Source organism: Shigella dysenteriae (genome assembly GCF_022354085.1).
Classification (GTDB): domain Bacteria; phylum Pseudomonadota; class Gammaproteobacteria; order Enterobacterales; family Enterobacteriaceae; genus Escherichia; species Escherichia coli.
In genome coordinates, this window is sequence record NZ_CP055055.1 from 3,945,298 (window position 1) to 3,969,771 (window position 24,474).

The window sequence follows — 24,474 nt, forward strand, 5'->3', positions numbered from 1 at the left end:
TATTACCATGAAAAAGACCCGTTATACCGAAGAACAGATTGCGTTTGCGCTGAAACAGGCCGAAACCGGCACCCGCGTCGGGGAAGTCTGCAGAAAGATGGGTATTTCTGAGGCCACCTTTTACAACTGGAAGAAGAAATTTGCCGGTCTGGGCGTGACGGAACTGCGGCGTCTGCGGCAACTGGAGGATGAAAATCAGCGGCTGAAGAAACTGGTGGCTGATCTGAGTCTGGATAAGGAGATGTTGCAGGAGGTACTGAAACAAAAGTTCTGAGGCCGGCTCAGAAGCGTCAGGCGGTACATTTTCTGCGGGAAGCTTACCGTATCAGTGTCCGACGGGGATGTGGACTGCTGATACAGAGCAGAACCGTTTACCACTGGCAGAGTCGGCGAGATGATCGGGCGATAACCCTGCGCATCAGGGAGATAGCGGAAACCCGGATCCGCTACGGTTGCCCGCGTATTCATATCCAGTTACGGCAGGAAGGCTGGCCTGTTAACCACAAGAAAACACACCGGATTTATTGTCTGGAAGGACTTAACCTGCGGAGAAAACGTCCGTGTAGGCATGTCAGTGCAGCACATCGCCAACAGCGTCCCATCCTGACCGGTGTCGATCAGTGCTGGAGTATGGATTTCGTGTCGGATAATCTGTTTAACGGACGGCGTTTCCGGGCGCTGACTGTAGTCGATAATTTTAGTCGGGAGTGTCTGGCGATCCATGCCGGAAAGTCGCTGAAAGGCGAGGATGTGGTCGGTGTGATGGAAGGGTTGCGGGTGCCGGGTAAGCGCCTGCCGGTACGTATTCAGACAGATAACGGCAGCGAGTTTATCTCAAAAAGTCTGGATAAATGGGCGTATGAACACGGAGTGACCATGGACTTCTCGCGCCCCGGGAAGCCGACAGATAACCCGTTTATTGAATCATTTAACGGCAGTCTACGGGATGAGTGTCTGAACATTCACTGGTTCCTGTCACTGGAAGATGCGCAGGACAAACTCGACAGCTGGCGCAGGGAATACAATCATGAAAGGACGCATTCATCATTAAATGACATGACTCCGGCTGAATTCATCCGAAGTCTCCGGAAAGACGAAGATCTCTGATTTAGCACTGCACTGATTTTGGGCCAGGGTCATAACTCCACACATAACGAAGCCCTCCACTTAACATTGATTTTTCGTGATAACCCTCACAAAACCAAAGCGATTTTTTATGGGGGCTTTAGTGGGGGCGCTGTTTACAAGAAATCGCAACAAAACCAATAACAAACAGTATGTTAATCGTGGATATGATTCCGAGTCCGGGCACCACTAATTCTTAAGAACCCGCCCACAAGGCGGGTTTTTGCTTTTGGATCTGACAATAACCTTCACGAAAAAAATTAGCTTATAAAGTCTGGGTGAATTACTCTCGCCACGTTAACGAGAGTAATTTTATTGATATTAATCTCCTGATACTTTACCCCCGTCCAAACTCCAGCCGCTGCACATTCACCATCCCAGGCTTCTCAGCAGCACTGACATCAATTTGTGTCACCCGCAGCGCATATTTTTCATCCAGTGCGTTTAACCATTTCAGCAGGTCATTAAACACCACAGGTTCTATCCAGACCTGAATATTCTCCCCACGCTCGGCTATCCGCCTGATGACCACCGAGTGCGCGGAAGCACTGTCACTGATGACCCGCGATACCTGCGCAGGCGTTGTTGTGGCAGATTTTCGCGCTGCAATAATATCCGGCGCGGCGTTCTTCAGTCGGGTGTTCATTGCCACCAGCTGCTGCAACATCGTCTCCTGTTGTTCTATCCGTTCGCTCAACGGCTGCCAGATGAGGACGTAATATCCGGCGCTAAACAGGAACACTGCCGCAGCCAGTAACATGCCTTTTTCACGCGGCGAACGCCCCGCCAGGTGTTGTGCCAACCAGTGTTCGCCGCGGCTTAACTGGCGTTCACGCCATTGCTGAAAATAGTGAATAAATTTATCGCGTAACATGTTATTTCCTCCGCAACGTTACGCCGCCAGAAACCGCATCACCCTCTTTCTGTAACGCGTCCTGTTGCACAACAAAATCTGCCGCCAGCGCGGTACGCAGTTTGTCGAAGCTGGCAAAGTTCGCGGCCCGTAGCTGGAGGTGAAGTGTCTGGCGTTTTTGATCAAAGGTGAAACCACGCATCTCAATGTCGGAAAGTGACGCTGATTTCAGGATACTGGCAATCGCTGACAACTCTGAGAGCAGCCGGGTATCGTCAGTCTGTGGGCGATATTTTTTCAGCGCCATCGTCACCTGAGAGCGTAAATTCACAATCCGCTTCTGCTCCGGGAACAGCGTTAAGAACTGTTTCTCAGCCTGGGCGCGGCTTTGCGCCACCTGTTCGCTGACGCTCCATAACGTCACGCCCCGTTCCACTGCCAGCGCAACCAGAATCAGCAATATCGGCAGAATCATCACTCGCCAGCGCGCCCACTGTTTTCGGTAGCTGACGCGAGGCTGCCACGGCCCTGTTAGCAGGTTCCCTTCCGGTTCGCCATAAGTGGTAATGGCTGGCAGAGCCGTAACGGTCAGGCGTTCAGCGTCTGCGCCAGCCCATGCTGATAGTTCTTCCGGTGCAATGCCGACTACAGTTAGCGAAAGCGGTAAATCCTGTTCATTGAGCTGGGCGCGGAACATGACCGGAGCCAGCGCCAGCCCGGCGCTCCATCCACGGCATTCATCGATGCGGCAGATAACCCGTTGTGCATCGCCAGCCATATAACCACAAGGCATGGACATCCAGTCCGGTGCAACGGTGGCGCGGGTGATGCCGTTTGCCTGCAACCACTGCGCAATGTTGCGCATATGCTGTTGGTGAATCACTGCCACGGTTGCCAGTTGCTGGTCGATTTTCAACGGGGCGAAATGCAGTTCATCGATATCCTGGTTCAGCTCTTCTTCCAGTAAGGCGGGCAGAATAGTCGGTATCTGCTTGCGGGCAACATCAGGCAGTTCAACCTGCCATACGCTGATCCATTCGCCGGGAATGTAGAGTCGAATCGCATCAGTTTGCAGCCATTGTTGGAGACGTTCGTCAGCAACGTCAGGCCAGATACCGTGCTCCACGTCGGGAGTACGGCGCTGCCAACGGATGGGATTAGCGGCGCAAAGTGGGAAAAAAATCTCAAGGATGGAACTCACTCACTTTCTCCTGTCTGATGCCAGATAACAGAGAAGTGCTGTGGGCCCATGCGGACAATTAACGAATTCATCGTCAGTTCAATCTCATTCACGGTGATATCTGAACGCAGCCAGAAGTAATTGCTGTCCACGCTCAGGACGGTTTTTAGCTGTTTTTTAGTACGCTCATCGACGTCAGCAAGTAGCGGCTGTGCAAGAAACTGATCGACATCTTCCCAGCCCTTCGCCGGACGTTGTTGTAATAACGCCCGCGCCTGAACAGGGCTTAACCACGGGTCAAACAGCGCCTCAAGAATCACACTTTGCGTGACGTCTAAAGTATTGATGTTGATTTGCTGGCGGGTCATCGGCAGCGCACAGACCAGCGGTTTCAGTTTTTGATAAAGCCCGGCGTCCATTCCCTGCACCACGCGCATCTCGCTGATATCGGCCAGCGGTTGATTGGCGGCGTAGAAAGGCACCGAGCGGGCGAGATATTCGCTGTCTTCACGGCCCAGACGCGTCTGCACGCTGCGGTCTTCATCAATAAACTCCCACAGGCTTTCGGCTATCAGTTCGGCCCGATAAGCAGGCACATCGAGGCGCGAGATCAGGGCAATCAGTTGTTGTAACGCGAGCGGACGCGACGCCGTCGTCGGCTGAGCGAGGACATTCAGGTTAAAGCACGCCTGTGCGTCACGCAGAGTGACGGCGATTTGCCCCTGCGGCAGTGGGAAAAAACGAGGGCCGGAAGCCCACGGCTGTGCCAGATGCACGCGCTTTTCATTTTTCAGGCTCAGACTGAGTGCGCTCAACGCCAGACTTTCTGCACTGGCGCTATACCATAGCGCCTGCTGGTACTCCTGCTGGCTGCGGGTTCGCCCAAGTTGTTGCTGCATCCGCCCGGAAAGCGTGATGGTTACCAGCATCATAACCGCCAGCAATACCAGCACCACAACCAGTGCCATTCCGCGTTTTGGTGGTGAGGTGATCATGATAATTGCGGCCCGCGTAACAACCAGATGCGTTCAATCTCGCCCCATTGCGGCGAATGCAGGGTCATGCGCACCGCCACAGGGATCGCCTGTACTGACGACCAGTTCTCCTGCCAGCGCGTACCATCATAGAACTGCAAACGGAGCGAATCCGCCGGGATTAATTTTTGCATTGTCGGCTTCACGCTGCCTGCTGCGTCGGTCAGCGGCCAGGCTAACCGTTCGAGATAACCGTCATGAATGCGGTAACCGACGGTGAGCAGATTACTGCGCGGCAGGCGCATCAATGGATTAACCACGCCGCCGCGCACAAAGCGCATTCCTTCACTCTCAGACGCCAGCACGCCAGCGCCTGCCAGTAACGCAGGTTCACGCTGGCCCTGATCGCCTCTTACCGGACGTGGCATCATTTGGGTCAGATCGTGGGTCAGAAAACTCATCGTTTGCTGCATGAGGTTTAGTTTTTGATCGTGTCCGGCGACGGCGCTATTCACGCGCGTGACGCCGTTAGTCACCTGCTGCGCCATCAGTGCCAGCGAGGCAAAAATGGCAATTGCCACCAACATTTCCAGTAACGTGAAACCAGCGCGAGTCCTTCTCACTGTTGTCCTCCCACGGCGCTAAACCAGGCGCGTCGTGACTGAATTACCGACGAAAAGTCTTCGTGACGGCTGACTTCAATATCCACCGCCTGGAGCAGCGCGTTACCTGTATTCAGCGGTGTGGTTCGCCAGTACCAGCGGTTTCCTGCCATGTCGCTCTCGCCCTGATGCCTGACCGCCCGTTGTTCACGGGTCATCAGGTAGAGCAGCGCGGTCTGGTTTTCAGCCACCCAGCCTGCTACCGTTTTCTCCTCAAGAACGTGCTGATTACTCAGCGCACCGCTGGCAATCTGTAACACCGCCGTGGCAGCCAGCGCAAAAATCGCCAGTGCGAGCATCACTTCCAGCAAGGTAAATCCGCGCTTCATGGCATCCTCTCATCACATTGACTGAGGGATAACGCGCCATCGTGTGCCAGTTTTACCGCCCAACATGCGTTTTGCGCCGCTGAGTAGAAGCGCAGCGTAAACGGCGTGGCGGGTTCAAAAGGCGAAAAACGGATCTGCGGCGTCTTCTTTTTCGCCTCTTTTTGCAACTCCAGTTCAATATCGTGCAGCGTCAGGCGACGACGTTGCAGCTCCAGCGCATATTCCTTCTGCCAGATATCACTTCCGGGTTGTAACAGCATCTGCACCTGTTTCGGCACCGTAACCTGTGCCGATAACCGGGTCGCAGAAACGGGCAACCACTGCCCCTGACGACGTTGCATAAACTGGTATCCCGGCGGGTCGATTAGTACACCGAGTGTCTGCCCTTCGATCACTGCCCTGTCTTTAAACTGCGCAAAGCGAGTCAGAAAATCCTGCGCCGCTTTTTTCGCGGGCGATTCAGAATCGGTCGCAAAAGTCTGTACCACGCCCGCACTGGCAAGGCCGATAAGGAAAATCACCAGCATGATTTCCAGAAGTGTGAATCCGCGTTCAGGCACTGCTTACTGAAACTCCTGCAAATTCCAGTTACCGATATCTGCGCCAGCACCTTCCCCATTTTCCTGACCATCCGCCCCCAGGGTGTAAACATCAAACAGTCCTTTTTCACCCGGGCTGAGATACTGATAATCATTGCCCCACGGATCTTTTGGCAGTCGTTTAATGTACCCACCGGTACGGTAGTTGCGGGAATCCGCCATATTGGCTGGCTGCTGGATCAGCGCCTCAAGCCCCTGCTCGGTAGTTGGATAACGCCCGTTATCCAGTCGGTACATATCCAGTGCGTTTTCCAGCGCCACGATATCGCTGATGGCTTTTTGCCGATCCGCTTTCTCTTTATTGCCCAACAGGTTAGGCACCACCAGACTTGCCAGGACGCCAAGAATAACAATCACCACCATCACTTCCAGCAGGGTAAAACCTGCCCGTGGTTTTTGTGTGCGGGATAACGAATTCATGTGATAACTCCGTAAATTACATTCCAACCATATTGTTCAGTTGCAGCATCGGCTCGAGGATGGCGATGACGATAAACAGCACCACGCCCGCCATCATCACCACCAGCGCCGGTTCAAACAGCCCTAACGCCAGCCCCACCTGGGTATCAAATTCCCGTTCCTGGTTGACCGCTGCCTGCTCAAGCATGGTTTCCAGTTCGCCGCTCTGTTCGCCGGAGGCGATCATGTACAGCATCATCGGTGGGAACAGGCGCAACTCCGCCAGTGCAGCGCGCAGACTGCTTCCTTCGCGGACGCGATCTGCCGCCAGCAGCAGTTGTTGTTCGACATAGCGATTTGCCGACACGGCGGCAGCGGTCTGAATGCCTTCCAGAAGCGGAACACTGCTGGCGGTGAGGATGCTTAACGTGCGGGAAAAGCGCGCCGTATTCAGTCCGCGAGCGACCCGCCCTATCACAGGCAGGCGCAGCAAGGTTTTATCCCAGCGCAGATGCATCGCAGGATTTTTGAGTAGCCGTTGCCCCAGCACCAGAAGCCCCAGCAATCCCGCCAGCCAGTAAACGCCGCTGGTCTGTAACGTGTCGCTCATAGCGATGAGCATTCGGGTGGAAGCAGGCAGCGCGTGTCCGAGGTGATCGAACTGTTCGATAATTTTCGGCACCACTGCCGTCAGCAAAATAGTGACCACGCCCGTTGCCACCACCAGCAATACCAGCGGGTAAAGCATGGCCTGCAGCAGGCGTGATTTCAGGCGCTGTCGCTGTTCGGTGTAATCCGCCAGGCGATTAAGCACCACGTCGAGATGCACGGATTTTTCTCCGGCAGCAACCATCGAACAAAACAGAGAATCAAAGACGCGGGGATGTTCGCGCAGGCTGTCCGACAGGGTATAACCTTCCTGAATCCGGCTGCGCAGCGCCATTCCGAGGCTTTTCACATGCAGTTTTTCACTTTGCTCACTGACCGCCTGTAAGCAGGTTTCAAGCGGCATTGCTGCCTGTACCAGCGTTGCCAGCTGGCGCGTGAACAGCGCCAGATCTGCCGCCGCCACGCGACGATGTGCGTGCCGCCGACGCTGCAACATTCCCCCTGCCGATGCATTCATCCGCGTTTCAATATGCACAGGAATGAGATCTTTACCGCGCAATAGCTGACGGGCATGACGTGCGGAATCCGCCTCAATCATGCCTTTGGTTTTGCGACCATTACGCTCCAGCGCCTGATAGTAAAACAGTGCCATTACGCCTCCATGGTTACCCGCAGAACTTCATCGAGAGAGGTTTCTCCGGCGAGCACTTTCTCAATGCCGTTGCTGCGGATACCCGCAGAGCGTTGCCGGACATAACGTTCCAGCTCCAGTTCCCCGGCCTGACGGTGGATCAAATCACGCAATGTGGCGTCTACCACGATCAGCTCATGGATGGCAGTACGTCCGCGGAAACCTTTGTGATTACAGGCGGGGCAGCCCTGCGGATGGTACAGAGTGACGGTACGCACGTCGGTAATTCCCAGCAGGCGTTTTTCTTCGTCAGTGGCAGGCGCGGGCTGGCGGCAGTCGGGGCACAGCGTGCGGACCAGTCGCTGCGCCATCACGCCCGTCAGACTGGAAGAGAGCAGGAAAGGCTCCACGCCCATATCCTGCAAACGCGTGATCGCCCCCACCGCCGTGTTGGTATGCAGCGTGGAAAGCACCAGATGCCCGGTAAGCGACGCCTGAACAGCGATTTCTGCGGTTTCGGTATCGCGGATTTCACCGACCATCACCACATCCGGGTCCTGACGCAAAATCGCGCGCAGGCCACGGGCGAAGGTCATGCCGACGCGAGTGTTAACCTGCGTCTGACCTATCCCTTCAATCATGTATTCGATGGGGTCTTCAACCGTGAGAATGTTGCGCGAGTGGTTGTTCAGCTCCTGCAATCCGGCATACAGCGTGGTGCTTTTGCCGGAACCCGTCGGCCCCGTCACCAGAAAGATGCCGTGCGGTTTGTGTAACAGCTGGCGCAACTGCGCGGTCAGTTGCTGACTCAACCCCAGACGCTCCAGCGTCAGGCGGGCCTGATTTTTGTCCAGCAGTCGCAGCACCACGCGCTCACCCCAGGCGGAAGGCATGGTGGAGACACGCACGTCAATCGCCCGGCCGCCCAGCAGCAGCGCAATACGTCCATCCTGCGGTACGCGCTTTTCGGCGATATCCAGCCGTGCCATCACCTTAATACGCGATACCAGCAGAGAGGCCAGTTTGCGCCCAGGGCGCAGCATTTCATGTAATGTGCCGTCAACGCGAAAACGGATCACCAGACTCTTTTCAAACGTCTCGATGTGGATATCCGAAGCGCCTTCTTTGATTGCCTCTGCCAGCATGGCGTTGATCAGTTTGATGATCGGCGCATCGTCGTCACTTTCCAGCAGATCTTCCGTTTCTGGCAGTTCTTCCGCGAGGGTAAAAAAGTCCTCAGCAGAACCGAGATCTTCCATCAGCTGGCGAGCCTCGGAAGAGTCCCGCTGCCAGACCGCATTCAGCCGCTGTTCAAATTCGGCCTCGTCGATTTGCCGCAGCGTAAAGGGCGCGTTCAGCCCCCGCTGCAGCTCCTGCAAAACAGAGAGCGACAACGGATGAACATGGAGGATCTCCAGCGACGCTTCGCACCATGCCACCAGGCTAAACCGACGGCTGAAACTGTAGGGCAGACGCACGGTGTTAGCGGTGGTTTCCTGTGCTACAGGCACCATTAACGCGTTCTCCCGGCATTGAGGAACGCGCGTACTTCCGGCGGTAAGGCCTGGTTTTGCGCTGGCAGTACCGGCTGCGCGGTGTGCGGCATCAGGCTTAAGCCTTGTTCATCGCGATAGATCTGCTCGGCGCGCATATAGTTATATTTGCGCTGCGACACGCCGTCTGCCGCCATACCGTCACGCAGAATGGTCGGGCGGATAAACACCATCAGGTTACGTTTTTCTTTTTTATCCGCCGTCGATTTAAACAGGTTACCAATCAATGGGATATCGCCCAGCAGCGGCACTTTCGCCACACTTTCTCCCGCCTGGTCGTCCATCAGACCGCCAAGTACGATCAGTTCACCATCGTTAGCCAGCACGGTGGTCTTCAGTTTGCGCTCACCAAACACCACGTCGAGGCTGGTCTGTCCTTCCACCTTCGAGACTTCCTGCTCAATCACCATCTGTACCGCGTTACCTTCGTTAATCTGCGGCGTGACTTTCAGCATGATGCCGACTTTTTTCCTTTCTACTGTATTGAAAGGATTGCTGTTATTGGAGCCAACGGTAGAGCCGGTTAATACCGGAACATCCTGACCCACCATGAAGAAGGCTTCCTGGTTGTCCAGCGTGGTGATGCTCGGCGTGGAGAGTACGTTCGAGCTGGAGTCGTTTTTAACCGCCTGTACCAGCGCCATCCAGTCGCCTTTCACCACGCCAACCGCCGTACCGCTAAAGCCGGAAAGAAGCTGTGCGAGCGTGGAGAGATCGCCGTTGGTATCCGGATTAATGGTGGTAGCGCCGTTTTCACTGATCACCGTCGAGCCTTTCTGCGGTTTCGCCTGAGAAATGGCTGCCCCCAGCGTACCGATAGGGATCTGCGTACCATTAGCAAACTGCATTAATCCGGCATCTTTCGACGCCCACTGCACGCCGAAGTTGATATTACTGCCTTCGGCCACTTCCACGATCAACGCCTCGACGTGCACCTGAGCACGGCGAATATCCAGTTGTTCAATCACGCTTTGCAGCGACTGCATGATGTCCTGCGGCGCAGTAACAATCAGGGCATTACTGTGTTTGCTGGCGGCGATGGAGACAACCTCACGCCCGCTACCGACGGTGCCTTCCGCCTCTTCTTTAGCCGCTGTGAGCGTGCCGCTGACCTGCTTCAGCACATCGACCAGATCTTCCGCTTTGCTGTATTTGAGATAGAAAACCTGGCTGTTGCCGCTGCGCTCCATTTCTGAGTCCAGCCGACGGATCAGGCGGCGCATTTTGTCCCGCGTGGCCGGGTCACCACTGACAATCACACTGTTGGTGCGTTCGTCGGCGACAATTTGAGATTTCAGCGTTGCTGGCTGGTTCTCACCGCTGTTTTTGGTCAGGCTTTCCAGCACACGGGCGATTTCCGAGGCCGAGGCGTTATCCAGCGGGATCACCTCTTCAGTGCGATTTCCCGCGTGATCCACGCGCTGGATCACTTCCGTCAGGCGTTCCACGACGGAGGCGCGTCCGGTGAGCATAATCACGTTGGAGGGATCGTAATTAACAACGTTGCCTGAGCCTGCGCTGTCGATCATCTGGCGCAGAATCGGTGCCAGCTCGCGTACCGACACATTACGTACCGGCACTACTTTGGTGACCATTTCATCGCCCGCGTAGTTGTCGCTGCCTTCACCAACCAGCGGCAGCGGCTCGACTTTCGCGGCACTGGATTTCACCACCTTCAGCACGTCGTTTTCCATCGGTACGACGGCATACCCCTGTGCTTCCAGCAGGTTAAGGAATAGCTGGTAATACTGACGTTCATTGAGCGGGGTCATGGTGCGAATACTCACTTTCCCCTGTACGCCCGGCCCCATAATGATGGTTTTATTAAGGTTAGCGCCGACGGTTTCGATGAACGATTTCAGGTCGGTATCTTTAAAATTAGCGGTGAAAGTGGCTTCTTCCGCCCAGACCGGTGAACTGCATAATGCCGCTGCCAGCACCAGCGGCAGTAAACGCTTTTTTGTTTTGAGGCCAGTTGTCTTCTTACGCCAGACCGACAACGTAATATCACGCCAAAACACGATGAATGATTCTCCTGGATTAAATGCGGTTAGCGCAGCGCGATGGAAATATCGTGGCGCGCACCCTTGCGTAAAACCGTAAGTTGAATGGAATCCATTGAAGGTAACTGCCGCATCAGAGCAATCATTGCTCGTGGATCAGTGAAATCCTGCTGATTTAGCGCAATGGCGATATCGCCTTCCTTAAAACCGCTGGCATCGAACAGAGAACGATCTGCCCCCGGCTTCACTGCATAACCGACAATTCCCTCCTTACGCACAGGCGTAAGCTGGATATAGTTAAAAATTTTCTGCGGATCTTTCGCCAGTGCCTGACGCACGGCAGTCGGGATCTCAACTGGCGCACTGACAGCAGGTTCAGCAACAGCTTGCTTTGCTTCGTCACTGACAGCTTTTTTGTTGGTCACGGCAACGGTGGAACGCTCCTCTTCAGCCAGGCTCAGGCGCTCTATTTTTCCCTGATAGCGCAGCATCACATGGTCGCGGTTGATTTCCTCAATCACCGCGTTGTGAGAACCAAGCCGTTCCCCCTGCAAATAGACCTGCTGTTTGCCACCTTCTTCAATAACCGCGCCGGGTCTGGCACCAAAGGCGATCCCGCGCAGCACCACATTAAGACGCGTTTCGGCCACAGGTGCAGGTTCGGGTTGTTTTACCGGTGCGGCGACGGGCTGATATTTGCCAAACCAGTTTTGCTGGCTGATTAATTGCACGTCATTTTTATCGAACGTTTTTGCATCCGTACGGGGCGGTTTATTCACCGATGGGGAAACCACCGTATATTCCGCAGAAAAGGAGAAATAACGCCAGAGTGAATGCGCCACTTTTGCAGAAATAATAAGCAGCATCAGCCAGAACATCCCGCGTGCAATTTTTCGCAGATGCTCTTTGTCTGTATTAAGAGATTGTCTCTGGTTAAGAGTGTGACGAATTTTTGTCAGCCATTGAATGAGATAAATTCGTGCGTCACGAAAAACAACCCGCGCCAATTTATATCTACCCGACGTTATGCTTTGACTATTCCACAGGTGGTACGATCCAGTTTCCGCTGATACTGGTTACCTGTACGTGTATCATTAATCGTTATGCTGTAATTAATTCCCTCAGTGAGCATTAATTTCACCGTTGGGTCAGCGCACATTTGTCGTTGATAGCTGGTTAAAAAGGCGTCAGGTGTCTGCGTGGTCTGAGTACCCGCTTCGCTGATAATGGTCATTTTTACCGTCGTGCCGCTACTTTGTGCCAGCACTAAGGTATATCCCGCAGATTTAATCGGCAGGTTTTGGCTGATATCTTGCGCCTGTTTTTTCGCCAGTAAACTGGCATTTTCATTATGGCCGGCACAGCCACTTAATAATCCTGTAACGCTCAACAATAGCGATATTAATACCCTCCCTGGCATTTGTTTTATCGACATGGTAAATAATCTCTAAGGTTATTAATAAGAGTTAAAATGTCACTTTGATAATGACGTGGTTATCATTAAAACAATGCCTGTAGATAAAGTGTTGCTATACCGCCCAGACTTAAACACGGTCCAAAAGGCAGTGTGGTTGATCCTCTTTTTGTAATAACGGCATATATCAGGCCGCAGCATGAGGCGATTAAAGCAACATTGGGCAGCGACAACGCCCCCACCCAGCCACCTAAAGCAGCGAACAATAATACATCGCCCATGCCTAATGCTTCTTTACGCAGAACTATTCCGGCTATCCAGCGCAGAGAGTAAAAAGTGATAAACCCCACCAGGACGCCGGTGACTGCATCTTGTAGCGTGAGCGGGCTCTGCTGCGCCCATGCCGCAATTAGTCCCGTCCACAATACGCCCTGAGTAAAAACATCGGGCAGCCATTGGTGATCGAGGTCGATGATGCTCGCGGCAATCAGCCAGGCGGATAATATCATCACCGCCAGCGCCCATCCACTTTCCGGCCACACCAGGCTCGCCAGCAAAAAAGCGAGTGCCGTCAATAACTCCACCAGCGGATAACGCTTGCTGATTTTCGCCTGACAATCACGGCAGCGCCCTTTGAGCATCAGCCAGGAGAGCAGCGGAATATTGTCACGTATCCGGATGGTCTGCTGACAATGTGGGCAGTGCGAACGCGGTAGCGCAAGGCTTATTTTTGACTGCGCACTCGGCATTTCACCATGAAACTCCGCCATTTGTTGGCGCAGCATGATGGGGTAACGCCAAATCACCACATTCAAAAAACTGCCGATGATCAATCCTCCGACGGTAGCCAGTATGGGCATCGCCACGGGGTATTGCTGAAAAACATCAAAAAGCATGGTTAAAGGTTGTTTGTTGTAACTTGCCGGATGCGGCGTAAAACGCCTTATCCGGCCTACAGGTATCTGCCAACGCAAGTAATCGCGGCTTTCCCTGAAGACCCGATAAGATGGCGCATCGGGCATATGTGTTAACCCGATACGCCTTATATCATGCCGGATGCGGCGCGAGCGCCTTATCCGGCCTACAGGTGTCTGCCAACGCAAATAAACGCAGCTTTCCCTCTCTGTAGGCCCGATAAGCTTGCGCATCGGGCATATGTGTTGACCCGGTGCGCCTTATTTCATGCCGGATGCGGCGCGAGCGCCTTATCCGGCATACAGGCTTACTCGGCTGACATCTTATGCTCGGTAACCTGATTAATGGTTTCCGGCCCTTGCTGCGGTTTCGGCAGACCAAGCGCCGCCAGCGTGTTGTAAGCCGACTGGCTCACACCGCCCTCGAAGCTCATCTCTGTCGCTCCCGGCAACTGGTAAGCATTCGCGCCCGGATTCCATTTCTTAAAGAATGCGGAAAGGTCCGTCTGAGCGACCCAGGATGCACACAGCATCAGCGTGTCCGCAGCGTTACCGTTGGATTCAGCACAGTAATTTCTTTCGCCAAACTTGGTTTTGCCAACATCATCGCCGCGTGCTTTACGGTGCATCAACTGGAACAGGTTCCAGCCTTTCATCCCTTCACGCTCGCTGTAGAACTTAGGCAATTCACCTTCTGGATACCATTTCTTGATATCAAAGTTCTTCTCAGCCCACTCCTTCAGCTGCGCGTACATCAGCAGACGATCACCCGCACCGCCACGCGCCCATGCCTGACCGTTGCTCTCCTCCAGATATTCCGGCGCAACGGTAATATCGTCAGCGACACGGTTCATCTTGCCGAGATAACGATCCTGCATGTACAGCGCCAGCACGTTGTTCGCAACTTCAGTAGCACCCGGTACAGTCAACGGCGTTTCTGCGGCGTTATGACCGACTTCATGCCAGATCAGCCAGTCGTTCAGCGGCGTCGTCGGCAGCGTGGTGCTGTTCGGCGAGAAGCTGCTGTTCATCACCGGGTAACCAGAGTGCGCATCACCGATGGAGATCTGCACATCGTTGGTGAAACGGTGTTTGTGACCCGGCAAGTTTTTAAAGGTAAACATCCGGTGCTTACCGTCTTCATCATTACGACCGTAGAAGTCATTCATCGAGCTGGCAAAGGTGTCCAGATCGTTAGCGAATTGCTCCAGTCCGCCAGTGTAATTGCTGGCATTCAGGTTCTTCTTCGGTGTGGTATAGACGAAAGCGTCTGATTCCAGCTCACCCAGCGGAGCCGGTGAGTTCAGATCGTTTTTCCATGCGCCGTCTTTATAGAACGGTGCTTTTACCACGCCAGTAAAGGTGAAGCTGGCAGATTCATTGGTAGAGCTATTGCCCTTGATATAAATCAGGCCACCGTAAGGCACCTTGAACTTCACCGTACCGCTAGCGTCCAGAGAGTACGTTTTAGTCACTCTTGGCGGACGGTTCAGCGCAACTTCATGCTTCTCACGTCCGGTCAGGTCGTCAGCCAGCGCCACGGTAACAGTCACTGGGACTGACGCCGAAGACTTAATGGTGACGTCCTGCTGAGCCGGTGCCCACAGGCCAGTTGACTGCATGTTACCTGCAAACCATTTGGTCGGATTCGAGTACAGGCTGATGGTTTCAGTAACCTCTTCTCCCCCTACAGATACCGCTCCAGGGTACTTCTCCACATCAACCTTAATGTTCAGATCCCACCAGGAACGGCCCAGCATCAGGCGCGTCAGCGGTTTTTCCATATAGTTGAGTGGATAGCTCGGGTTCATCATGCCCGCTTTGCTGCTACCGTCACCGTAGATCATGTTGTTATCGACCAGCGATTTTTTCAGATCTGCGGAGCACTGCGTGCCATCGGTATAGGCATCGTTGGTATAGCAGTTCAGGAACTCGGTGAACGTTTTAAAGCCCAGCTCGTCATTTTTGCCTTCTTCATAACGATAGCTCGTATCGTTCCACAGCCAGACCGACATGTTCTGGTACAGACGTTCCAGATCGACGCTGCTCAGACGCTCACCTTTGCGACCATTGGTCCGGAAGTAGAGCTCATGCTGATACAGACGCTGAATGTTGGTGCCTAAATCCGCAGCCTGCACCATCGCTTTTGCCGTGTCGGCGTTAAGGCTTAGTTGCGTATACTGTGGAACATACATGCCACCAGTAACCGGAACCCCCGTGCCAGGACGATATTCCAGGCAGTTGACCTCATAGTGATATGCCTGATTAGTACACTCTTTCAGCCCGGGGAACGCGGCGAAAATTTTCTCCTTCGCAGCCTTCAGAGAATCCTCTGTTTTATGATCGGCCTCATCAATAAAGGCATAACGCGTTTCCTGTTTGCCATCTACATCTTCCAGCCAGCTGGCAACTTCCAGCTTCGGTTTGTCATCAGGTTTGTTTTCTACCTGATATTTCCACTTAACTTCCCCTGTCTTACTATCGATGGTGTACGGCAGCGCACCGTCTACGGCAGGATAACGTTCATAGACCCAAATGCCCGTTGCGCGCTGCTGACGAACGCGGTTCGGATACCCTTGAGGATCGTTATTTACTACCGACTTGTTCAGTGCCATCGACAGACCTGCGGCATCAAGCAGACGTACAAAGCCAGATGCGCTCTCTTCCTTAAGATTGCTCATCACGTTTTCCATGATCAGCACCGATCCACCTTTGTTCAGATAGGCGATCAGATCAGTCACATCCTGCTGGGTCAGCTTCGGTTTGCTGGTATCTGCACGCAGTGGGATTGCGTAAGGATCACTACCCACCTGAGTCACATATTCAAAGCCGTTAAGGATCAGCAGCGGCATTTCCTGCGGATCGAGATCGCCATAGCTACTTAAATGCTCAACAGAGATGCCCGCAAAATCCGGATGGAAGTCGAACGCAGCGCTGTTTCCTGTAACCTGACCATGACGTTTAAAATAGACAGTATCCAGGTTGGTGCCTACGGTCATGCTGGCTTTCGCGTCCGGCGTCCATTTATCGTCGGACAGATAGCGCAGTACGTTCTGCATGAAGTGCTTCATGTCATCTGAATCACCGCTGAGCGTACACTGTCCGTCTTTATTAACGCCCCCGTTCCAGCTGTAACCGTTCGGGCAACGCAAAATGCTGTTGTAGTGTGGGTTACCGATAACCATCAGCTTGCCATCGCCCACTTGCCCCAGCGAAATAAACGGCAGGTTAAAGGTGGCGGTATCGCGCGTAACGTTTTCCGGCTCAACAAGAGAAGGCGCTTCCGTAATGTACGCCAGCTCGTTTTTATCCCAGGCGCGTTTTTCGCCGAAGGCCAGCCAGTAGTTTTTATCATTACGCGCCATCAGAATCGGGAATGCCGCGTTGGAGATATTCACCACTGCCTGACCGCGCGCATTACCGGTGCTGCCATAGAAGTTGGTAGAGTCATGGAATACATGGAACTTGCTGACAGATTTGTAGTTCGTATCCACGCCCCACAGCTTGTTGATAACGCCCTGAATCTGGCCGTCATTAACATTGCGCGTCGTCAGCGAGAACCAGCGAGCCTCGTTACAACCGTCGGTTTTCGCACAAATCGCGGTATCGATCTCATTGGCCTGACCCGTCTTAAACTGCTCGATAAATTCGTTAGGCAGATTAACGACTTGCTCACCTTCCCCCAGCGTCGCACCGTTGGATAACGAGAGATTGATAATCTCGTTGATCACGTTGGGATATTCGGCAAAGACCTTGCGTACATCGTCCGGAACAACACGGGTATTATTTTGCCCGGTCGTCGAATAGCGATGAATAAGCTGATCGATATTCGCCCCGCGAACTTCATCACCCAGTTCAGTCAGCGCAATGGTCGACTTATTGCCGCGCACTGAACCCAGTTCAAAGGTATCGATACCAAAGGAGATGGTTTCGCCCCAGCTAAAGGAAAATTCACCATTTTCCCCTGTCACGCCACGGCCTGAATTGGTGTAGTAGTTGACGCCAGCAACACCATATCCCTGGCTATCCACCAGTCGGCCTTCGGAGAGAATGATTTCCGAAGGTTGATACTGATAAAACTGTTCCGCGTTAGCCGACACGAAGGAGGCGTTCAGATCCGGTTTTGTTCCCGGAGTCGTGACAGGGACTACCGGTGAAGTATGAGTGGATGGCGCTTTATCAGTCGCGGCATTGTTTTCCACCTCTTCATTGACCAGCTTTTTGAACTCTTCCGGTGCCAGATCGATTTGCTTATACAGCGAGTCGAAACGTTTACTCTCGATCACCGAGGAGAACTCCAGGCACACCTGTTCTGTATTCGCCGGGCAACTGTTCATGGAGGTGACCAGCGAGAGCGCATTGCTTTTCTTGTTGTCGGAACCCGCCAGTTCTTGCGCGTCCTCAAGACTAAACGACACTTTTTCAACCGCACGCAGGCTACGCGCAGCTTCTGACTGGGTGTCGAAGGTAGCAATTGTCGTGCTGTTCCCTGCCACACAGGTGACTTTGTCGCCTGGTGTAAAGGTAAAGCCATCGCTGGATTCATCATTACAGGTGATATCACCAGTTACCCGCAGGCTTCCGCCCAGGGTCAGATAACCCGTTTTCGTAGGAACAGGTTCTGGCTCCGGTTCTGGTGTTGGTTCAGGATCAGGTGTCGGTTCTGGCGTAGGCTCTGGGTCCGGCGTTGGCTCAGGCGTCGGCTCCGGGTTTGGTGTTGGATCAGGTTTCACTTCCGGCAAAGACCCTGTTCCAGAATCTACAGGCGGCGTATCGGAGGAAGATCCGGAGCCACCGCCATCACAACCGGCTAACAGGGTTGCACTCAAAATAGCCGCTAAAAGCGATTTCTTATATTTAAATTTCTTATTCATTAATAACGCAAGTGACAAAACAATGTTAAAAAATTCGTAACTGGGAGAAATAGTTTTATGCTTTATCTTCTTTAATAATTTCCTCCATTCTTAAGAAAACGACATCATTGATAGAAAACAAGTGAAATTTATAAGAATAACCCCTATACGATGTCTATCTGGCTATTTTTACGAAATTTCAATAAACAAAAAATTAACAACATTTCACAACGTAACTATATAAATTCGTTGATAGTTTTAACGATTAAGATTGCAAAAGCAACAGATAGAACGGTGTTTGCTCATCAAGCGAACATAATTAATACAGACTTGTTTTGCGTCATAAAAAAATAGATGTTCTCACGCTCTTAATTATTTAGCAGGTTATCTGAACGCAAAACATTATTGCTGCATGGATAATAAAGCGAGAAATAATTTTCAATTAATAAGACAGAATAATGTAAATGAAGCCGGATGATATTAACGATCATCCGGCTTTATTGATTTACGAGACTAACATCCCGGTAAACACATACGCCTGCAACAGCGTGATAATGCCGATAACGCTGGCAAAAATCAGACTGTGCTTCACGGTGTAGCGGAACAGTTCAGATTCTCGGCCCACCATGCCCGTCGCGGCGCAGGCCACGGCGATAGATTGCGGGGAGATCATCTTGCCAGTTACGCCGCCGCTGGTATTTGCTGCCACCAGCAGAGTGTCAGAGACGTTGATTTGCTGCGCCGTGGTCGATTGCAGTGAACCAAACAGGGCGTTAGAGGAGGTGTCCGAGCCGGTAAGGAATACGCCCAGCCAGCCGAGAAACGGTGAGAAGAACGGGAACATCACGCCTGTACCTGCCAGTACCAGCGCCAGCGTGGTGGACATGCCAGAATAGTTGGTGACGAAAGCGAACGCCAGCACCATGCCAATCGACAATATCGGCCACTTCAGACTAATTAGCGTTTCGGCAAAGACGCCAATCCCTTTCTTGATGCCCACGCCGAGGATGAAGATAGAGATAATCGCCGCAATAAAAATAGCGGTGCCGCCAGCCGAGAGGGGGTCGAATTTAAACACCGCATCCATCGGCGTTGGTTGGGCGACAATGGGTGCCGCTTTCAACACTTGTTGATGCAAATGAGGGATCTGGAAATTAATCACCAGTGAATAAAACGCGCCGCCCGGAGCAAATAACGCTTTAAACGGCTTCATGGTCCAGATGGTGACCAGCACCGTTAAGATTAAAAACGGTGACCACGCTCGAATGATTTGCCCCAGACTATATTCTGAAGGCACGGGACCGCCAGAAGATGGCTTATTTACCACCATCGCACCTGCGGATTGTCCCATGCTGATTGCCGTTTCGGTATTTTTCGGCCGCCAGACTTTAAGGAATAAAGCGAGTGAGACGATACTCACCAGCGCCGAAGTAATATCCGGCAGTTCCGGACCAATATAATTAGAGGTAAAGAATTGAGTGACAGCGAAGCTTCCCCCAGCAACCAGCGCCGCTGGCCACGTCTCTTTCACCCCTTTCCAGCCGTCCATCATTGCTACCAGCCAGAACGGCACAAGAACCGACAGGAACGGTAACTGACGTCCCGCCATCGCGCCAATGTGGAACGGATCGATTCCCGTTACCTGACCGGCGACCAGAATCGGCACGCCCAACGCACCAAACGCCACCGGCGCAGTGTTGGCAATCAGACACAGCCCTGCCGCGTATAAAGGTTTGAAGCCCAGGCCCACCAGCAGAGCACCAGTAATCGCCACCGGAGCACCAAAGCCAGCCGCCCCTTCCAGCAGCGCGCCAAAGGAGAAACCAATCAGTAACACCTGCAAACGCTGATCGTCAGTGATGGAGATAACCGAGCTGCGGATAATATCGAACTGACCGCTGGCAACGGTTAATTTATAGAGGAACACCGCCGCGACAATAATCCACGCAATTGGCCATAATCCATAAATAAAGCCATAGCCCGCAGCAGCAAATGCCATATCAATCGGCATTTTAAAGGCGAATATTGCAATCAGGATAGATAATATAAGGGTTATTGCTCCAGCGACATGTCCTTTCAGACGTAATACCGCGAGTGCAACGAAGAAGAATATTATCGGGATCAGGGCGACCAGAGCGGATAGCCCCAGTCCTCCCATCGGCATATACATTTGGGTCCAGGTAACCATATTGTTCAGTCTCTTATTATCTTTATATGCTTGATATACTTAAGGTTGTAATAAGCAAAAGAGGACTGAACTGTAAAATATAGGCGTTATACTTTACAGCAACAGTACGCCGCTAACGCAATTGCTACCTCTGGCATAACAAGTATATCGGGTAAGGGTTTCTGTTCCGCACACGCAGGCGCAGAGTATCGTTAAGATGTCCATATTGTTGTTTTAGGCCCGCTAGTAATGCGCTACGGGTATTTAATATTGTTAAACCCTGATAATCGCTCCGGTTATTTCCGGGATAAATGTACTACCGCAGTTACTATCATAGCCCCGACAATAAAACTTGCCGGGGCTTTTTTTGACGCTATTAATGACTTTCTTTTTCGCGCAAACGCCAGGCATGTAATAACGGTTCGGTATAGCCGTTTGGCTGTTTCACGCCGAGGAAGATCAAATCGCTGGCAGCTTTAAAAGCACACGAGTTAGCGAAATTCCCCGCCATCGGACGATAAGCCGGATCGCCAGCGTTTTGCTGATCAACCACTTTCGCCATATTCTCCAGCGACGCCTGCACCTGTTCTTTGGTCAGAATACCGTGACGTAACCAGTTGGCGATATGCTGGCTGGAGATACGCAGCGTTGCGCGGTCTTCCATCAGCGCCACATTGTGAATATCCGGCACTTTTGAACAACCAATCCCCTGCTCCACCCAGCGCACCACGTACCCCAGAATCCCCTGCACGTTGTTATCCAGCTCTTGTTGGATCTCTTGCGCCGACCAGTTAGCGTTTTCAGCAACCGGAATAGTCAGCAGATCGTCCAGCAGCGGTTCAAATTCAGCATTGAACTCGGTCTGGGCAATGTTGGCTTGCACGCTCTGTACGTTGGTTTGGTGGTAGTGCAGCGCATGGAGCGTAGCAGCGGTTGGTGACGGAACCCAGGCTGTGTTTGCCCCGGCACGCAGTTGGTCGCCCTTCTGGCTGTACATGTCTGCCATCAGGTCCGGCATTGCCCACATGCCTTTACCAATTTGCGCTTTACCGCGCAGCCCACAGAACAGACCGGAAAGCACGTTATTACGCTCGTAGGCTTTGATCCAAGGCGTCGATTTCATCTGATTTTTACGCAGCATCGGGCCAGCTTCCATCACCGAATGCATTTCATCGCCGGTACGGTCGAGGAAACCGGTATTGATGAACGCCACGCGGTTGCGCGCCTGAGCGATACAGCTACGCAAGTTCAGCGAGGTCCGACGTTCTTCATCCATAATGCCCATTTTCAGGGTATTCGGTGCCATACCGAGCATTGTCTCAATGCGGGTAAACAGTTTGTTGGCGAACGCCACTTCCTGCGGACCGTGCATTTTCGGTTTCACAATATAGACGCTGCCAGTGCGCGAGTTTTTCTGCACTTTTAAATCATAGAGGGCAATCGCGCCAGTCATGACGCCATCAAGAATGCCTTCCGGGATTTCATTGCCTTCGCTGTCCCAAATCACAGGAATGGTCATCAAATGACCCACGTTGCGGATAAACAGCAGCGAGCGTCCGTGCAGAGAAATTTCAGAGCCATCGGCGGCGGTGTAATGACGATCGTCATTCAGTTTACGCACGATTTGTCGACCGTTTTTCTCCATTTTCTCTTGCAGAGTCCCCTGCATCAGGCCCAGCAGATTGCGGTACAGCAGGATTTTATCTTCCGCATCAACCGCCGCGACCGAATCTTCGCAGTCGAGAATGGTACTGATAGCAGCTTCGACGATAACATCGTTGATGTGCGCCGGATCGTCTTTGCCAATACGCCCGTTGGCATCGATTTGTAGCTCAATATGCAGGCCGTTATTTTTCAGCAAAATGCAGGTCGGCGCATCGGCATTGCCACGGTAACCGACAAACTGCGCCAGGGTACGTAACGTGGTTTCTTTACCATTTTTCAACTGGATGCGTAATTGTTTATCGACCACCTTAAACGCCACCACATCCTGATAGCTGCCGTTTTCCAGCGGTAGAGATTCATCGAGGAAACGCCGAACCCAGGCGATAACCTGCTCACCGCGTTGCGGATCGTAGCCGCTGACCATCGCCCCTTCCTGCGGGATGATGTCGCTGCCGTATAACGCATCGTACAGTGAGCCCCAGCGAGCGTTTGCCGCGTTCAGCGCGTAGCGGGCGTTCATTGCCGGAACTACCAGCTGTGGCCCCGCCTGACTGGTGATTTCGCTGTCAATGCCCGTGGTTTCCACCGTCACGCGCTCCGGTTGCGGCACCAGGTAGCCCAGTTCACGCAGGAAAGATTTATAGGCCGCTTTATCTTTTACCGGCCCCGGATTGCTGCGATGCCACTCATCAAGCGCCGCCTGAATGCGATCGCGTTCTGCCAGCAACTGACGATTTTCTGGTGCCAGATCGTGAACGATCTCATCAAAATTGCGCCAGAACGCCGCAGCGTCCAGCCCTGTTCCCGGTAAAACTTCTTCATCCACAAAACGTTTAAAATTGGCGTCAATGCGTAAACGGCCCTGGGTTATGGTTTGACTCATTGTTTCTCTCCTCGTTTTCGCTTATTTCGCCAACACCGCTGCTGCCGCTTTCGCGACCTGCGCATCCTGTACTCCGGTTAAATCAGAAACGCCCACGGCACCAATAATTTGCCCATCAACAACAACCGGTACGCCGCCTTCCAGCGACGTTAATAACGGCGCAGTCACGAACGCGGTACGTCCGTTGTTCACCATCTCTTCATAGCCCTTAGTTTCACGACGCCCCAGCGCGGCGGTACGCGCTTTCTCCTGGGAGATGTAAGCCGCAATCGGCGCGCAATCGTCCATGCGACTTAACGCAAGCAGATGACCGCCGTCATCGGCAACAGCAATGGAAACAGACCAGTTATTTTTCTGCGCCTCTTCCTGACCTGCGGCAATAATTGCACTCGCCATTTGCTGGCTAAGAATGACTTTAGTTTTCATTTTGTTATTCCTTTTCAAGGGCTTGTTCTACAATTTCAATCCAGTGACGCACAGAGGTACGACCGGCGCTCGCCAGATGCGTCTGGCAACCAATGTTGGCGGTGACGATCATTTCCGGTTTGCCGCTTTCCAGCGCATTCATTTTGTTATCCCGCAGCTGGCGTGCCAGATCGGGATGCGTTAACGCATATGTTCCCGCTGAACCGCAGCACAGATGGCTGTCGGGAACGTCCGTTAAGGTAAATCCAAGACGAAGCAACACTTTTTCCACTTCGCCGTTCAGCTTTTGCGCATGTTGTAGGGTACACGGGCAGTGGAAGGCCAGTTTTTTATCGCCGCGAATTGCCAGTTTTTCCAGCGGTTCCTCGCGCAGAAGCTCGACTAAATCGACCGCCAGTTCACTGACCTGACGCGCTTTATCGGCATATAACGCATCGTTTTTCAGCATCTGCCCGTACTCTTTGACAAACGCACCGCAGCCGCTGGCGGTTTGCAAAATTGCCTCGGCACCTGCTTCAATCGCGGGCCACCAGGCATCAATATTATTGCGCGCCCGCGCCAGCCCTTTCTCCTGCGCATTAAGATGATAGTCCACCGCGCCACAACAGCCTGCTTCGTTAGCTGGCATGACGCTGATCCCCAGACGATCCAGCACTCGCGCAGTTGCCGCGTTGGTGTTGGGCGAAAGCGTAGGCTGGGCGCAGCCTTCCAGCATTAAAACCCGACGCTTATGGCGCAGCGGCGGACGCGGTTTAGCTTTCACCGTTTCAGCAGGCAGTTTTGCTCTGACCTGTTCCGGTAAAAACGGTCGCAGCACCAGCCCTACCTGCGTCAGCGCACGGAAGACCGCCGGACGCGGCACTACCTGGCGCAATCCTTCGCGCAGTATTCGCTCCGGCAGTGGGCGTTTCACTTTCTGCTCGACAATATCACGCCCGATATCCAGCAAATTGTGATAGCGCACACCAGAAGGACAGGTGGTTTCACAATTGCGGCAAGTGAGGCAGCGATCGAGATGCTCCTGTGTTTTAAGCGTGACTTCGTTGCCTTCCAGCACCTGTTTAATCAGATAGATGCGCCCGCGCGGCCCGTCCAGTTCATCGCCCAGAAGCTGATAGGTTGGGCAGGTTGCGGTACAAAATCCGCAGTGAACACAGGCGCGCAGGATGCTGTCGGCTTCCAGCGCGCGCGCGTTCTGCCGCATCTCTTCAGTTAATTGGGTTTGCATAGCCTGC

Annotated in this window: 19 protein-coding genes; 1 reads left to right on the forward strand and 18 read right to left on the reverse strand. The window is 53.1% G+C overall.

Annotation, left to right across the window (positions count from 1 at the left end):
* The first annotated feature begins 7 nt into the window (after positions 1–7).
* A protein-coding gene (locus HUZ68_RS18825; protein ID WP_088172203.1) for an IS3 family transposase occupies positions 8–1,107 on the forward strand; the annotation gives its coding sequence in 2 pieces (ribosomal slippage) (positions 8–263 and positions 263–1,107; 1,101 coding nt in all).
* A 355-nt stretch (positions 1,108–1,462) separates the two neighbouring features.
* On the opposite strand, the gene yghD is transcribed toward HUZ68_RS18825, so the two are convergent.
* The 18 genes from yghD to glcF form a co-directional block, all read right to left on the reverse strand.
* Entirely contained in the window at positions 1,463–1,999 is a 537-nt protein-coding gene (gene yghD, locus HUZ68_RS18830; protein ID WP_033815030.1) for a GspM family type II secretion system protein YghD, read from the reverse strand.
* Position 2,000: 1 nt separating this feature from the next.
* Entirely contained in the window at positions 2,001–3,179 is a 1,179-nt protein-coding gene (gene gspL / locus HUZ68_RS18835) for a type II secretion system protein GspL (RefSeq protein ID WP_033815029.1), read from the reverse strand.
* On the reverse strand, positions 3,176–4,153 hold the full coding sequence (gene gspK / locus HUZ68_RS18840; RefSeq protein WP_033815028.1) for a type II secretion system minor pseudopilin GspK: 978 nt from the start codon (positions 4,151–4,153) through the stop codon (positions 3,176–3,178). Before gspK ends, gspL begins: the two co-directional genes overlap by 4 nt.
* Positions 4,150–4,755 carry a type II secretion system minor pseudopilin GspJ gene (gene gspJ / locus HUZ68_RS18845; protein WP_032200692.1) on the reverse strand — a complete coding sequence of 202 codons (606 nt, stop codon included), beginning with the start codon at positions 4,753–4,755 and terminating at the stop codon, positions 4,150–4,152. Before gspJ ends, gspK begins: the two co-directional genes overlap by 4 nt.
* Positions 4,752–5,123, reverse strand: a complete 372-nt coding sequence (gspI, locus tag HUZ68_RS18850) for a type II secretion system minor pseudopilin GspI (protein WP_000820103.1) — start codon at positions 5,121–5,123, stop codon at positions 4,752–4,754. The genes gspJ and gspI overlap by 4 nt, the downstream gene beginning before the upstream one ends.
* On the reverse strand, positions 5,120–5,683 hold the full coding sequence (gspH, locus tag HUZ68_RS18855) for a type II secretion system minor pseudopilin GspH (protein ID WP_001115148.1): 564 nt from the start codon (positions 5,681–5,683) through the stop codon (positions 5,120–5,122). The genes gspI and gspH overlap by 4 nt, the downstream gene beginning before the upstream one ends.
* Before the next feature lie 3 nt (positions 5,684–5,686).
* Positions 5,687–6,142, reverse strand: coding sequence for a type II secretion system major pseudopilin GspG (gene gspG / locus HUZ68_RS18860; protein WP_001087296.1), 456 nt, complete (start codon positions 6,140–6,142; stop codon positions 5,687–5,689).
* A 16-nt stretch (positions 6,143–6,158) separates the two neighbouring features.
* Positions 6,159–7,382 carry a type II secretion system inner membrane protein GspF gene (gene gspF / locus HUZ68_RS18865; RefSeq protein ID WP_033815027.1) on the reverse strand — a complete coding sequence of 408 codons (1,224 nt, stop codon included), beginning with the start codon at positions 7,380–7,382 and terminating at the stop codon, positions 6,159–6,161.
* Positions 7,382–8,875, reverse strand: a complete 1,494-nt coding sequence (gene gspE / locus HUZ68_RS18870) for a type II secretion system ATPase GspE (RefSeq protein WP_033815026.1) — start codon at positions 8,873–8,875, stop codon at positions 7,382–7,384. Before gspE ends, gspF begins: the two co-directional genes overlap by 1 nt.
* Complete coding sequence (gspD, locus tag HUZ68_RS18875; protein ID WP_000498829.1) at positions 8,875–10,935, reverse strand: type II secretion system secretin GspD; 2,061 nt, start codon at positions 10,933–10,935, stop codon at positions 8,875–8,877. The genes gspE and gspD overlap by 1 nt, the downstream gene beginning before the upstream one ends.
* 29 nt (positions 10,936–10,964) lie before the next feature.
* The gene (gspC, locus tag HUZ68_RS18880; RefSeq protein WP_069913160.1) at positions 10,965–11,924 is read right to left on the reverse strand and encodes a type II secretion system protein GspC; all 960 of its coding nucleotides are present in this window, start codon (positions 11,922–11,924) and stop codon (positions 10,965–10,967) included.
* A 17-nt stretch (positions 11,925–11,941) separates the two neighbouring features.
* On the reverse strand, positions 11,942–12,352 hold the full coding sequence (gene gspS2, locus HUZ68_RS18885; protein ID WP_096840168.1) for a type II secretion system pilot lipoprotein GspS-beta: 411 nt from the start codon (positions 12,350–12,352) through the stop codon (positions 11,942–11,944).
* 65 nt (positions 12,353–12,417) lie between these two features.
* Positions 12,418–13,227 carry a prepilin peptidase PppA gene (gene pppA, locus HUZ68_RS18890; protein WP_096840167.1) on the reverse strand — a complete coding sequence of 270 codons (810 nt, stop codon included), beginning with the start codon at positions 13,225–13,227 and terminating at the stop codon, positions 12,418–12,420.
* Positions 13,228–13,553: 326 nt separating this feature from the next.
* Positions 13,554–18,119: a lipoprotein metalloprotease SslE gene (sslE, locus tag HUZ68_RS18895; RefSeq protein WP_096840166.1), complete on the reverse strand. Its 4,566-nt coding sequence runs from the start codon at positions 18,117–18,119 to the stop codon at positions 13,554–13,556.
* Between the two features lie 484 nt (positions 18,120–18,603).
* Positions 18,604–20,286, reverse strand: a complete 1,683-nt coding sequence (gene glcA, locus HUZ68_RS18900; RefSeq protein WP_000259302.1) for a glycolate permease GlcA — start codon at positions 20,284–20,286, stop codon at positions 18,604–18,606.
* A gap of 355 nt (positions 20,287–20,641) precedes the next feature.
* Complete coding sequence (gene glcB, locus HUZ68_RS18905) at positions 20,642–22,813, reverse strand: malate synthase G (protein WP_033815022.1); 2,172 nt, start codon at positions 22,811–22,813, stop codon at positions 20,642–20,644.
* Positions 22,814–22,834: 21 nt separating this feature from the next.
* Positions 22,835–23,239, reverse strand: coding sequence for a heme-binding protein (locus HUZ68_RS18910; RefSeq protein ID WP_239593958.1), 405 nt, complete (start codon positions 23,237–23,239; stop codon positions 22,835–22,837).
* Positions 23,240–23,243: 4 nt separating this feature from the next.
* Complete coding sequence (gene glcF / locus HUZ68_RS18915) at positions 23,244–24,467, reverse strand: glycolate oxidase subunit GlcF (protein ID WP_001194661.1); 1,224 nt, start codon at positions 24,465–24,467, stop codon at positions 23,244–23,246.
* Positions 24,468–24,474: the final 7 nt, after the last annotated feature.

Bases quoted from the DNA above. Each gene is read 5' to 3' on its own strand.
- yghD (WP_033815030.1), bottom strand. From the start codon at position 1,999: ATGTTACGCGATAAATTTATTCACTATTTTCAGCAATGGCGTGAACGC.
- gspK (WP_033815028.1), bottom strand. From the start codon at position 4,153: ATGATCACCTCACCACCAAAACGCGGAATGGCACTGGTTGTGGTGCTG.
- gspI (WP_000820103.1), bottom strand. From the start codon at position 5,123: ATGAAGCGCGGATTTACCTTGCTGGAAGTGATGCTCGCACTGGCGATT.
- gspG (WP_001087296.1), bottom strand. From the start codon at position 6,142: ATGAATTCGTTATCCCGCACACAAAAACCACGGGCAGGTTTTACCCTG.
- gspF (WP_033815027.1), bottom strand. From the start codon at position 7,382: ATGGCACTGTTTTACTATCAGGCGCTGGAGCGTAATGGTCGCAAAACC.
- gspE (WP_033815026.1), bottom strand. From the start codon at position 8,875: ATGGTGCCTGTAGCACAGGAAACCACCGCTAACACCGTGCGTCTGCCC.
- gspS2 (WP_096840168.1), bottom strand. From the start codon at position 12,352: ATGTCGATAAAACAAATGCCAGGGAGGGTATTAATATCGCTATTGTTG.
- pppA (WP_096840167.1), bottom strand. From the start codon at position 13,227: ATGCTTTTTGATGTTTTTCAGCAATACCCCGTGGCGATGCCCATACTG.
- sslE (WP_096840166.1), bottom strand. From the start codon at position 18,119: ATGAATAAGAAATTTAAATATAAGAAATCGCTTTTAGCGGCTATTTTG.
- glcA (WP_000259302.1), bottom strand. From the start codon at position 20,286: ATGGTTACCTGGACCCAAATGTATATGCCGATGGGAGGACTGGGGCTA.
- glcB (WP_033815022.1), bottom strand. From the start codon at position 22,813: ATGAGTCAAACCATAACCCAGGGCCGTTTACGCATTGACGCCAATTTT.
- HUZ68_RS18910 (WP_239593958.1), bottom strand. From the start codon at position 23,239: ATGAAAACTAAAGTCATTCTTAGCCAGCAAATGGCGAGTGCAATTATT.
- glcF (WP_001194661.1), bottom strand. From the start codon at position 24,467: ATGCAAACCCAATTAACTGAAGAGATGCGGCAGAACGCGCGCGCGCTG.